The organism is Bradyrhizobium sp. HKCCYLRH2015, from assembly GCF_051168215.1.
GTDB lineage: Bacteria > Pseudomonadota > Alphaproteobacteria > Rhizobiales > Xanthobacteraceae > Bradyrhizobium.
Window position 1 is genome coordinate 70936 of sequence record NZ_JBNPUO010000012.1, and the last position, 12464, is coordinate 83399.

10 protein-coding genes are annotated in these 12464 nt (G+C 65.0%); 7 read left to right on the forward strand and 3 right to left on the reverse strand.

Annotated features, from left to right (window positions below):
• Nucleotides 1-326: 326 nt before the first annotated feature.
• Nucleotides 327-989 (forward strand): helix-turn-helix transcriptional regulator, encoded by a 663-nt coding sequence (locus ACQR1H_RS28590; protein ID WP_316239078.1) that lies wholly within the window; start codon nt 327-329, stop codon nt 987-989.
• A gap of 17 nt (nt 990-1006) precedes the next feature.
• Here the strand turns inward: ACQR1H_RS28590 and ACQR1H_RS28595 are convergent, their stop codons facing one another.
• The 3 genes from ACQR1H_RS28595 to ACQR1H_RS28605 are packed head-to-tail and all read right to left on the reverse strand — an operon-like array spanning nt 1007 to nt 4302.
• A complete protein-coding gene (locus tag ACQR1H_RS28595; protein ID WP_315805004.1) occupies nt 1007-2356 on the reverse strand; it encodes an aspartate aminotransferase family protein in 1350 nt (449 codons plus the stop codon).
• Between the two features lie 18 nt (nt 2357-2374).
• Nucleotides 2375-3040: an HAD-IA family hydrolase gene (locus ACQR1H_RS28600; RefSeq protein ID WP_315805003.1), complete on the reverse strand. Its 666-nt coding sequence runs from the start codon at nt 3038-3040 to the stop codon at nt 2375-2377.
• Nucleotides 3037-4302 (reverse strand): Tm-1-like ATP-binding domain-containing protein, encoded by a 1266-nt coding sequence (locus ACQR1H_RS28605; RefSeq protein WP_434839048.1) that lies wholly within the window; start codon nt 4300-4302, stop codon nt 3037-3039. Before ACQR1H_RS28605 ends, ACQR1H_RS28600 begins: the two co-directional genes overlap by 4 nt.
• 205 nt (nt 4303-4507) lie before the next feature.
• On the opposite strand from ACQR1H_RS28605, the gene ACQR1H_RS28610 reads away from it, so the two are divergent.
• The 6 genes from ACQR1H_RS28610 to ACQR1H_RS28635 all read left to right on the forward strand — a co-directional run bounded on the left by ACQR1H_RS28610 (nt 4508) and on the right by ACQR1H_RS28635 (nt 12455).
• Complete coding sequence (locus tag ACQR1H_RS28610; protein WP_315805001.1) at nt 4508-5992, forward strand: aldehyde dehydrogenase; 1485 nt, start codon at nt 4508-4510, stop codon at nt 5990-5992.
• Nucleotides 5989-7368 (forward strand): transaminase, encoded by a 1380-nt coding sequence (locus tag ACQR1H_RS28615; RefSeq protein WP_434908551.1) that lies wholly within the window; start codon nt 5989-5991, stop codon nt 7366-7368. Before ACQR1H_RS28610 ends, ACQR1H_RS28615 begins: the two co-directional genes overlap by 4 nt.
• Nucleotides 7369-7370: 2 nt before the next feature.
• The gene (locus ACQR1H_RS28620) at nt 7371-8162 is read left to right on the forward strand and encodes an SDR family oxidoreductase (protein WP_315804999.1); all 792 of its coding nucleotides are present in this window, start codon (nt 7371-7373) and stop codon (nt 8160-8162) included.
• A gap of 231 nt (nt 8163-8393) precedes the next feature.
• Nucleotides 8394-10073: an amidohydrolase gene (locus tag ACQR1H_RS28625; protein ID WP_434908552.1), complete on the forward strand. Its 1680-nt coding sequence runs from the start codon at nt 8394-8396 to the stop codon at nt 10071-10073.
• Nucleotides 10063-11109: a CobW family GTP-binding protein gene (locus tag ACQR1H_RS28630; RefSeq protein ID WP_434908553.1), complete on the forward strand. Its 1047-nt coding sequence runs from the start codon at nt 10063-10065 to the stop codon at nt 11107-11109. The genes ACQR1H_RS28625 and ACQR1H_RS28630 overlap by 11 nt, the downstream gene beginning before the upstream one ends.
• A gap of 44 nt (nt 11110-11153) precedes the next feature.
• Nucleotides 11154-12455 (forward strand): ABC transporter substrate-binding protein, encoded by a 1302-nt coding sequence (locus ACQR1H_RS28635; RefSeq protein WP_434908554.1) that lies wholly within the window; start codon nt 11154-11156, stop codon nt 12453-12455.
• Nucleotides 12456-12464 lie beyond the last annotated feature (9 nt).

The following is a 12464-nucleotide window of genomic DNA, read 5'->3' on the forward strand; positions in this document are numbered from 1 at the left end:
AGGGCCCAGACTATTCCGCGCTGGCGTTGCCATGTGTCCTTTTCCAGGAGCCCTTCGACGAAAGCCCGTTCGTGGACATGCATCGGACGTCCGCGCCGTCGTGCAACACGAACCGGACTATGCACCCGCTGGAAAGACATGGATGTTGGCCAGTCAATCAACCGATTGGTTGAGACCCGGATTCGTCGGCTCAGGGGGCCGGCGCGAAGTGATCGGCGTGGTCCGGAAATTGCTTGACTAAGTGTGGTGCCTGTCTCAGCGTCATCAGCGCGAGGACACGGCAGATGTCCCGAATGGAGTGAAATCGAGGAGGGGAGGCCATGCTGATGCTTTTGGGCCGCTCGGACGCGGCAACCAGCGAAGCCGTGCACTTCGCCCAGTCCATATTGGACGGATCGGCGACAGCATTTTATGAGATCGACGGAGGGTACAATCTCCAGCGCTTCCTGTTGTCGGGCATTCCGGAGCCGTTTCACCGGCAGTATCTCGAGGGCATGAGCGAGTTCGATCCGCAGCATCCGCGTCACGCGGGAGCTCTTGCGGTCGCGCGGCTGAGCAGGACGATGTCTGGCAAACAGCCCGACGAGATGGCGCCCTACCGCGCCTTCGTCGATCAGTGCGGGATCGTCGATATGGTCGACTTCTTCTTCCGGCGTGATGACCAGATCGTCGCCGGCATGAGTGTCGCATGGAACAAGGATGCACGGATTCCTGAGGGGGCTGAGGCCATCGCCCAGAAGATTCATCAGTATCTTCAATTCAACCTTGTCGGCCGGCCAGCCGGGTCCGAGGACGGGCAACGCTACGGTCTGACCAGCCGCGAGATGGATGTGGTGCGGCTCCTGTGCTGCGGCCGCACCAATCGTGAGATCGGCGAATGTCTGAAGATCGGCCAGGCGACGGTGAAGACGCACCTGATCCACATCTTCGAGAAGCTCGGCGTGGAAACGCGATCCGCCGTCGTGGCGCTGATGGCGCGGCCGAACTAGCGCGCGGCCGCTCTCGCTCAGGTGCTTGCGAGGCCGTGGTCGATGGCGGCGGCGATTGTTCTCGCATCGTCGGCGGTGATGATCAGAGGCGGCGACAGGATGATGTTGCTGCCGGAGACGCGCACCATCACGCCGGCCTCGTAGATCGCATCGGCGATCCTGCCGACAGTCTTCTTGTCGAGCGCCTTCTTCGTGGCGCGATCCGCCACCAGCTCCAGCGCGGCCATCAATCCCTTGCCGCGGACATCTCCTACGATGTCATGCTTCTGCTTCAGCGCGGCGAGCGCGTCGTTGAGGACGATGCCCGAGGCTGCGGCCTTTGCATCGAGTTGCAGCCGCTTGGTTTCAGCCAGCGCGGCAATGCCGGCGGCGCAACCCACCGGGTGACCCGAATAGGTGTAGCCGTGGCCGATCGAGCCGAAGCTGGTCTCGTCGCTCTCGAACGCCTCGGCCATCTTGTCGCCGATCATGGTTGCCCCCAGCGGGAAATAGCCTGACGTGACCGCCTTCGCGATCGTCATCATGTCCGGCTTGACGTTCCAGAGCCGTGCGCCGGACCAGGCGCCGGTGCGGCCGAATCCGGTGACGACCTCGTCCGAGATCAGCAGGATGCCGGTGCGGTCGCAGATCTCGCGCACGAGTCCCATGAAGCTGTCATGCGGCACGATCACGCCGCCGGCGCCCAGCACGGGCTCCATGATGAAGGCGGCGATGGTATCCGCGCCCTGGAATTCGATCTCATCGACCAGCGCATTGGCACAGAGCTGCGCGAGCTTGGCCGCATCGGTCTCGTTGAACGGATTGCGATAGGTCCAGGGCGAGGGGATGTGGTGGGCGCCAGGCAGCAGCGGCTCGTAGTTGCGGCGGAAATTGGCGTTGCCGTTGACCGACGCGCCGCCGAAATGCGTGCCATGGTAGCCCTTTTTGAGCGACAGGAACTTGGTGCGGTCGCGCTGACCCTTGATCTTCCAGTACTGCCGCGCAAGCCGCAGCGCCGTCTCGACCGAGTCGGAGCCGCCCGAGGTGAAGAACGCCCGGGTCATGCCTTCGGGCTTGAACCATTCGGTCAGCTCGTAGGCAAGCTCGATCGCCGGGCCTGTCGACACGCCGCGGAAGCCGGAATAATACGGCAGCTCGCTGAGCTGATCGGCAATCGCCTGCTTGATCGGGGCGCAGCTATAGCCCAGCGTCACGTTCCAGAGGCCGCCGACCGCGTCGAGCACCGACTTGCCATGGATATCGGTGACGTGGACGCCCTCGCCCTTGGCGATGATGCGCGGCGGATGGTCCCGCATCTCCTTCGGATGCGCCATCGGGTGCCAGATGCGCCGGGCGTTGTTCTCGATGAGAAAGTTGATGTCGCGCATGGAGTGCTCCGATGGTGGTCAGTCGAAAACGAGGCCAAGCATCTGCAAGGCCTGACTATACGATTTTTCGGGGTGCCGGACATCGAACCAGACGGTCGACAAGCCGCAGGCGACCGCGCCGTCGATGTTGCGCTGCTGGTCGTCGACGAAGACGCAGGCTTGCGGCGCGAGCCGCAGAGCGTCGCACGTCGCCAGGTAGGCGCGGCGATCAGGCTTCAGGATCCCCGTGTGCGTGGCATCGATGATGACGTCGAAATGCGCGAGCAGCGGCAGCCGGTGCCGAAAGTCCTCACCATAGAAGAGGTCGAGCTCGTTGGAGAGAATGGCAAGCTTGCAGCCGGCGCGGCTCGCAATGCGAATGGCGCGCTCGGCTTCGGGACGGATGACCAGCGCCGGATCGGCGCCGCGCGCGCGGCGCACGAAGGTCTGCATGTCGCGCCAGTCCTCGCCGACGAGCCTGCCGACCTCGCGGCTTCGGGCCGCCCAATAGTCGCGCTCGGACAACTCGCCACGTTGCATGGCCGACCAGAGCGGATCGCTGTCCTCATCGAACGGGCCGCGCCAAGTCAGCGTGCCCGCGGCAAGGCCGAGCACGGCCTCCGTTGCGTCGTGGGTTTCGAACAGGGTCTTTGAGATCACCCCGCCGAAATCCAGAACCAATGCACGTGACGAGGCGGCGGTCATCGCTGCTCCGCGTGGGGCACGCCGGCCGGGATGATGCCGCCGGCAACCCAGCGATCGAAGATCGCGAGCACCTTTGCAGCGAAGCCCTTGTCGTTGATGTGGTCCTCGATCTCATGCAGCTCGACCGGCGGATGCAGGGCGCCGCGCATTTCCGTGACGAAGGCGTCGAGGCCCTCCGGATCATGCAGCGGCTCGCCGTCCTGATCCCATTGCTGGATCCCGCCGGCCGGGAGCACAAACGCAACTGGCGCATTCATCGCAGAGAGCTTGGCCGCGATCGCGCGCGCGATCCGGCGCCGGTCGGCGGGACGCGACGTCGCGGAAGCGAGCAGACGATTATGCGCGTGGAACGGGCGGTCGGCGAGCTCGGTCGGCACCGGCAGCCAGGCGGGGAAGTCCACCATGTCGATGGCGCCGGGCGCCACGATCTGCGGAATGCCGTTGCGGCCCGCATTCGTCAGCCGATCGGAGCCGGAATTCACCACCGAGCCCATCAGCTGATTGGCGACCTCCTGCAGGCTGAGATCGAGCACCGCGGCAAATCCGCGATGCGCAGCGATCGACTCCATCGCGCGGCCACCCATGCCGGTGGTATGAAAAACCACGACCTCGTAGCCGCGCGCCTCGAGCTGAGGCTTCAGATCGACCATGTAGCTCAGGCAGCTCTTGCCGAGCGACGTCAGCGCCACGATCGGCCGGTCGGGCCGCGGCCTGATCGCGCTGCGGGCTGCGCCGACGATCGCACCGCAGCCTTGCGACAGCACCGCGGTGCAGGTGCCGTTGAGGCCATAGAGCCCGCCCGCCCACAGGATCATCATCAGATCGGCCGCGATGCGTTCCGGCGGGATCAGATGCGAGAACGCGATCGTCGAGACGATCAGCTTGGGAAAGCCGAGCGGCAGCGCAAGTGCGACGTCGAGCGCCAGGTCGGTGCCCATGGTGCCGCCGATCGCGATCATGGCGTCGATCTCACCTTGGTCGCATAACCGTCGTGTCAGGCGCGCCGCGCCGCGTGCCATCAGGGTCATCGACGAGTTCTCGTCGCCGCTGGCGATCACCGCTTCGATCGTCGTGTCGGCAGCGGCAGCCACGGCATGCTTGTCGTGCGCTGCCGCGTAGGGAGGATCGCCGAGCACGCTGATGTCCATCATGACGGCCTCGCCGCCGGCGCCGCCGATGCAGCGCTGCATGAACAGGAGCTCGTCGGCCTTGGTATCGCCGGTGCCGATCAGCAGGATGCGCGGAGGTGATCTGTTGGTCATGGTCTTGGAATGTCGTCTCGAATGCGAGGAGGGCGGCAATCTGTCGTCGTGAGCAGCCGAGTGGTGCCCGCAACCTATGAAGTTGTTGCAATGCATGACATCCACCTATCGGTGGATTGCGAGAAAAGGCTCATCCGGCTGAATGAGGTACGATCGGACTCGGCAGCGTGGCGATCGATCAGCCGGTTCTTTACAGGGCTCCTTCATGTTACAATCCGAAATCGACGCGTTGCGTGGAGCGGCTGTCTCTGCGCAACGGCTCTTCATCGCCGGTGCCGTTGCCGAGAGTTCGGCCGGCAGTCGTTTGGACGTGATCTCCCCGATCGATGGCAGGCGGCTGACGACGATTGCTGACGGCAGCGCCGAAGATATCGATCGCGCGGTGCTGGCCGCGCGACGAGTCTATGACAGCGGAGCATGGTCGCGCGCGGCGCCCGCGGAGCGCAAGACGGTGCTGCTGCGATTCGCCGATCTCGTCGAGCGCCATGCGCTCGAGCTCGCGGTGCTCGGCGTGCGCGACAACGGCACCGAGATCGGCATGGCCTACAAGGCGGAGCCGCTGTCGGCAGCAGGCTCCATCCGCTACTACGCGGAGGCCATGGACAAAGTCTATGGCGAGATCGCGCCCACCAGCCGCGATGTGCTCGGCTTGATCCATCGCGAGCCGCTCGGCGTGATCGGCGTGATCGTTCCATGGAACTTTCCGTTGATGATCGGCGCCTGGAAAATCGCGCCCGCGCTTGCCGCCGGAAACTCCGTGGTGGTGAAGCCGCCAGAGACCGCGTCGCTGACGCTGCTGCGCCTGGCGGAGCTGGCGAGCGAAGCCGGTTTGCCCGAAGGCGTGCTGAACGTCGTCACCGGGCGCGGCGCCACCGCCGGCGAGGCGCTGGCCCTGCACATGGATGTCGACGTTCTGGCGTTCACGGGGTCGGGAGCAGTCGGGCGACGGCTGCTGGAGTATTCGGCGCGCTCAAATCTGAAGCGAGTCTATCTTGAGCTCGGCGGCAAGTCGCCGAACGTGGTCTTCAACGATGTCGTGGACATCAAGCAGGCCGCCAAGGTGTCGGCGAACGGCGTCTTCCGCAACTCCGGTCAGGTTTGCGTGGCCGGCTCGCGGCTGCTGGTACAGTCCAGAATCTATGACCGGTTCTTGAGCGAGCTGCTCGCGGTCACAGCCAAGCTCAGGGTCGGCGATCCCCTCGATCTCAGCTCCGATATCGGCGCCGTCAACAGCGATGCTCAATTGCGCAAGAATCTCGACGTCGTACGGCAGGCGGAGGAGGAGGGGGGAGAGCGGCTGTGTGGGGGTGAGCGGCTGCATGAGACCGGCGGCGGCTACTACATGGCTCCGACAATCTTCGCCGGTGTGAGCCCCGGCATGCAGCTGTGGCGCGAAGAGGTGTTCGGCCCTGTGCTTGCGGTGACGCGGTTCGAGGATGAGGACGATGCGGTGCGGCTCGCCAATGCGAGCGTCTACGGACTGGCCGCCGCGGTCTGGACCGGATCGCTCCGGACAGCGCATCGGATGGTGCGCGCGATCAATGCCGGCGTGGTGCATGTCAATACCTATGGCGGCACTGATCTGACGGTGCCGCTCGGAGGTTTCAGGCAGTCCGGCTTCGGCCGCGACAAGTCGCTGCACGCGCTCGACGAATACACCGATCGGAAAACCGCCTGGATTGCGCTATGACGCCGCCAGCACATCCGGCGCTCGACCGGCTGATCGACGCGGAGCAGGCGCGCTTCCTGCGCGAACATCCGCGCTCGGCGGCCGCGTGGCGGGAGGGGCAGCGGCACTTCCTGTATGGCGGCCCGTCGCACTGGATGCGTCGCTGGGCGGGCGGCTTTCCGGTCTATGTCGATGCGGCGTCCGGTGCCCATGTCAGGGATATCGACGGTCGCGATTATGTCGACTTCTGCCTTGGCGATACGGGCGCGATGTGTGGCCACGCGCCCGAGGCCGTGACGCGAGCGGTTACGCGGCAGATCGCGCGCGGCGCCACGATGATGCTGCCGACCGAGGACAGTCTTTGGGTCGGCGCCGAGCTGTCGCGCCGCTTCGGTCCCCGCTATTGGACCCTGACGACCTCGGCAACCGATGCCAACCGCGCGGCCATTCGGATAGCACGCATGATCACCGGTCGTGCCAAGGTCCTGGTGTTCTCCGGCTGCTATCATGGCGGGGTCGACGAGGCGCATGTCGAACTTCGCGACGGGCGGGTCGGGCTGCGCAACATGATTCACCCAAATGCAGTCGCCTATGACGCCGTGGCGAAGGTGGTCGAATTCAACGACGTTGCGGCGATGGAGATGGCGCTTGCGGAAGGCGATGTCGCCTGCGTGCTCACCGAGCCCGTGATGACGAATTTCGGCATGATCCCGGTCGCCGACGGGTTCCACCGCGCCCTGCGCGAGGCGACGCGGCGCGCCGGCACCGTGTTGATCATCGACGAGACGCATACGTTGTCGTGCGGGCCGGGCGGCTACACCGCGCTTCACGGGCTTGCGCCGGACATCCTCGTCGCCGGCAAGGCAATCGCCGGCGGCATTCCGGCCGGTGTTCTCGGTCTCGATGAGGCCGTTGCCGAGCAGCTGTGGCACATCGTGCCACAGGTCAATCCGCGGCAGCGACAATCGGCGCACCTTGGGTTCGGCGGCACGCTGGCTGGCGGCGCGTTGGCGGTGGCCGCGATGCGTGCCGTCCTGGAGGACGTGCTGACGGCCCCAGCCTATGCACGCATGATTGGACATGCCGAATGCCTCGCCGCGCGGGTCGGAGACTTGATCTCCCGCAACGCTTTGCCCTGGCACGTGACCCAGATCGGCGCCCGCATCGAGATCATGTTCATGCCTGATGCGCCGCGCAATGGAGCCGACGTGATCGCGGCACGACAGCCGGATCTCGAGACGTTGATGCACGCCTACTACATGAACGAGGGCATCCTGATCACGCCGTTTCACGGAATGCTGCTGACCTGCCCTGCAATATCGTCCGCCGATGTGGACACGCATGGCGAGATTTTCGAGCGCTTCGTCGGGCTGGTCCGAGATGCAGGAGTGATCTGATCGTGGCGTCGCCGTTCGACCTGACGGAGCGCGTTGCTCTGGTGACCGGCGGCGGCCGGGGTATCGGCGCTGCGATCGTGACGCGGCTGGCGGAGGCGGGAGCTCACGTCGTGATCGCCAATCGCTCGCGTAATGTGGCCGAATCGCTCGCGGCCGATTTGGGCGGAAGGCATCTCGCGGCGAGCGTCGCGGGGTTCGATAAACTCGATCGTGGCGGTCTGCACGAGCTCGTGAGTGACGTGGCTGGCCGTTTCGGCCGGCTCGACATTCTGGTGCACAACGCAGGCGGCTGCCCCTGGGCCGGCATCGAGGAGCTCGACGAAGACAAGCTCGATCAGGCCATGTCGATCAACCTCACCGCGGCCATCTGGCTCATCCAAGCGGCCGTGCCGTTCATGCGCACGCAGCAATATGGGCGAATTTTGGTGACTTCGTCGATTTCGGCCCGGCTGGCGATGGGGGGAGGCGCGCACTACTCGGCCGCAAAGGCAGCGATAAACGCATTCATCCGAGGCACGGCCTTCGAATTGGCGCGCGACGGGATCACGGCAAACGCCGTGGAGCCGGGGTTCATCGCCAAGCCCGGGCGAGGGACCTTTAGCACTCCCGAAAATCTGTCCCGGGTCGCTCGCCATATTCCGATGGGACGGATCGGGACTGCCGACGACGTTGCCTACGCGATGCTTTATCTCGCCTCCGAGCAGGCCCGCTACGTCACCGGGCAGACCATTGTGGTCGACGGGGGAGCGACGCTTCCCGAGACGGGCTTTGCAGTCGAACGACAATGGGGCTGATGCGCGAGCCGTTGGCGCCGCAGTAGCCGCGCGCCGCGGCGATTACTCATCAACAAATGAAGGCCAGTCGTGACACCGATCGACGCGAACGGGTCGCCGGGGGCGGCCCGTGGTCGTGTGCGGGGCGGCCGTCCGTCCGGCAGGTACGGGACTCGCTGCGTCATCAACCAAACGGCTGATTGTGACAGGCGGACGCGCGGAACAAGCTCAGGGCGCAATCGGGATCGGGGAATGAGCGAGATCAAGACTAGCGCCGACATGCTGTTCCGAAACGGGCGGATCTACACTGTCGATCCCGGCCGTCCCTGGGCAAGCTGCGCGGCGGTGAAGGCAGGGCGCTTCGTCGCCGTCGGCGAGGAATCCGACATCGAACCCTTCGTCGGCAGCGACACCGAGGTGGTGGATCTTGCGGGCCGTATGGCCATGCCGGGCATCGTCGACATCCACAACCACATCATGATGGGTGGTCAGGCCGATCTCTACGAGCTGCGCTTTTCGTCGAGCCATTCGATCAGCGAAATCGCGGGTGCCGTGAGGGGGGCGGCGGAGAAGGCGGCTCCCGGAAGCTGGATCGTCGGTGGACAGTTCGGCAACGACCTGTTGCAAAGGCTCAACACCGATGCCGCGGCAGCGGAGCTCAACGCTGCGAGCCTCGGCCACCCCGTGCTGCTGCGCGACGACAGCTATCACAATCGCTGGGCGAGCGCCGAGGCGTTACGGCTCGCAGGTGTCACCGAGGAGACGGAGAACCCCGTCGACGGCGAGATCGGCCGGGATCTCGACAGTGGCAGGCTGACCGGGCTGATGGTGGAAGCAGCCTCGGGCATCATCGAGCGCGCGCTCGCGAAGGTCGGCCATTACACCGCGGAGATGGACCGCGCTGCGGTCGCCCGTTCGATCGCCGTGCTGAACTCGTTCGGCGTTACTGGCTTCGTCGACGCCGCGAGCATGCAGCCGATCCTGGCCGCGCTGAAGGGGCTTGACGACCGCGGCGAGTTGTCGGCGTGGGCGGTCTGCGCCATGCCCATCGTGGAGCCCGGCTTCATGTTCGGCACCTCGGGCGAGGAACTGTTCGCGTTGCGCGATCAGTATCGCTCCGCCCACGTGAAGCCCGACTACGCCAAAATGTTCCTCGATGGCGTCCCCGGCGCCAAGACGGCCGCTTTTCACGAACCCTACGTGGCCGATCCCGTGCGCGGCTGCTGCTTTCGCGGCACCACCATGCTGACCGTGCCGGAGCTGATCCGCTGGCTCGGAAAATGCGAGAAGCTCGGCCTCGCGGCCAAGATCCATTGTGCCGGCGATGCCGCCGTCACGCAGGCGCTCGATGCAATCGAGGTGGTGCGCTCGTTCAACGGGCCGACGGCACTCATCCATCACATCGCGCATGCGAGCTACATTGCGCCCGACGATATCCGGCGCTTCGCCGATCTCGGTGTCGCGGCCGACCTCTCGCCGATCATCTGGTTTCCGACGGTCTTCCTCGAGGCGCACAAGGCAGCGATGGGCGCGGAGCGGGCACAGCGGTTCTGGCCCAATCGCGATCTGAAGCTGGCCGGTGCGTTGATGGCCGGCGGCTCGGACTGGCCGGTCATCCCGAACCCGGATCCCTGGCACGGCATCGAAGGCATGGTGACGCGACGCAATCCAGCGGGCGACTTTCCCGGCCTGGCGCTCTGGCCCGAGCAGGCGCTCGACCTGGCAACAGTGATCGAGATCTACACCATCGATGCCGCGCGAGCCGCTGGCCTCGGCGGCTTCACCGGATCGATCGAGGTCGGCAAGTCTGCCGATTTGATCGTACTGAACCAGCCGCTCTTCGAGATCCCTGCTGATCAGCTCGCGGAAACGATTGTGCAGATGACCTTCTTCGAGGGGCGCAAAGTCTATGAGCGAAACCATGAGCAGTGACTCGCTCATTCCAATCACCGTTCTGACCGGCTTTCTCGGTAGCGGCAAGACCACTGTGCTGAACCATCTGTTGCGTCAGCCCGGCATGGACGGGGTGGTCGCGATCATCAACGAGTTCGGCGAGGTCGGCCTCGATCATCTCCTGGTCGAGACGAGCGAGGAGCGCTTCGCACTGCTCGACAATGGATGTGTCTGCTGCTCGGTCCGTGAGGATCTCGTCGCGCTGCTCGACGACCTGTCGTCGCGTCAAGCCCGCGGTGCGCTACCGCCGGTCCGGCGCATCCTGGTTGAAACCACCGGTCTTGCCGATCCGGTGCCGGTGCTGCACACGTTGATGACGGCGCCGAGCGTGGTCGCGCGCTATCGGATCGATGGTGTCGTGGTGACTGTCGACGCGGTCAACGCGATCTCCTCGTTCGAGAGGCACGAAGAAGTCGTCAAGCAGATCGCGATGGCCGACCGGATATTGTTGACAAAATCCGATCTCGCCGAAGCTGGGACCCTCGCTGCGGTGGAGCAGTCGATCCGCTCCATCAATCCGACGGCCCCCGTCATCCGCGTGGCGCACGGAGCGATCGCGCCGGACGCCGTATTCGAGGCCGGCCTGTTCACGCCGCAGGTGCGATCGGAGCGGGTCGAAGCCTGGTTTGCAGCGGCCGCCGCGGCCCACGCGCAGCCGCATCCTGATCATCACGCGTACGGCAAGCGCATCTCTTCCTTCAGTCTGGTCGTGAACGAGCCGATCCGCTGGGCCGCCTTCTCGCGCTGGCTGGAGTACGTCGTCGCGCTCAAGGGAGACGACCTGCTTCGGTTCAAGGCGCTGGTCAACGTCGAAGATCGGCCGCAAGGGCCCTTGGTGGTGCACGCGGTGCAGCATGTGCTGCATCCGCCGATCGCGCTGGAGTCATGGCCGTCGGACGACCGCAGCTCCCGCCTCGTGTTCATCGTCCGCGATATTGCCGCCCACGCCATCGAGCACACGCTCGCGCGTTTCGGCGAAATCAGTCGCGACAGCATTGCGCGGCCGGCTGCATGAGACCGGCGGCTTTCCATTAACGCTTGATTTGCAGGAGACATGTCGTGACGAAGATCGGTAGCGGGAAGGTCAGTCGGCGCAGCCTGCTCAAGGCGGCCGGAACGGCAGGATTGGCGGCGGTCAGCAATGTGCCGCTGGTGAATATTGCAGGAGCCGCGTCGAGTACCATCAAGATCGGCTGGTGCGGCTGCCTTTCGGGCGTACGCGCCCCCTTTGCCGAGCCGGATCCCTGGATCCACGAGCGGATGAAGGGTCTGGTGAAGGACGGTCTGAAGATCGGCGGCAAGAACTACGCCGTGGAGTTCGTGATCAAGGACGATCAGTCCGATCCCAACCGTGCGTCGGTGGTGGCCAGCGAGCTCGTACTGCGCGAGAAATGCGATCTCATCCTGGTCGAGGATGGCGACGCGGAGATCCCGATCGGCGAGCTGGCGGATGCCCGCGGCGTGCCGACGATTTCGACCATGCTGCCCTGGCAAGGCTGGATGTTTCCGCGCAAATCCACGCCCGACAAAGGCTTCCCCTACACGTTCCATTTCTTCTGGGGCGCCGACGACGTCGTGAAGAATTTCGTCGGCATGTGGCAGTCGGTCGAGACCAACAAGAAGGTCGGGACGCTCTACATCGACAATCCCGCAGGCACGGCGTTTTCCGATCAGAAGCTCGGCCTGCCGGCCGGCATCAGGCAGGCCGGCTTCCAGGAGGTCTCGACCGGCAGCTTCCAGATCGCAACCGATGACTTCTCCAATCAGGTGTCGACCTTCAAGAATGCCGGTGCGGACATCGTCTCGGGCTTTGCCTACGGCAATCATTGGGTCACGTTGTGGAACCAGGCCGCGCAGGCCGGCTTCAAACCGCAGATCTGCACCGTCGCGGCGGCTTTCCTGTTTCCAAGCGCGGTCAATGCGCTCGGCGACCGCGGCGACGGCATGTCGACGGAGGTGTGGTGGACGCCAGCCTATCCGTTCAGATCCTCGCTCACCGGCCAGAGTGCCGCCGAGCTTGCAGCCGAGTGGGAGAAGACGACCGGCAAGCAATGGACGCAGCCGATCGGCTATGCGCACGCGCTCTGGGAGGTCGGCTTCGCGGCGCTGCGCAACAGTGATCCCAAGGACAAGACTTCGCTACGCGATGCCATCGCCGGGCTCGATCTCGAGACCGTCGTCGGCCCGGTCAAATTCAAGGGTAGCCCGATTAAGAACGTCGCGGTGACCTCGCTGTCGGGCGGGCAATGGCGCAAGACCAAGAGCGGCAAGTCGCCCTACGAGCTCCTGATCGTGCACAATGGCACCGCGCCGTTCATCCCGAAGCAGGCCGATCTCGCACTGCTGTCGAAGCTCGCCTGAGGGATGGCC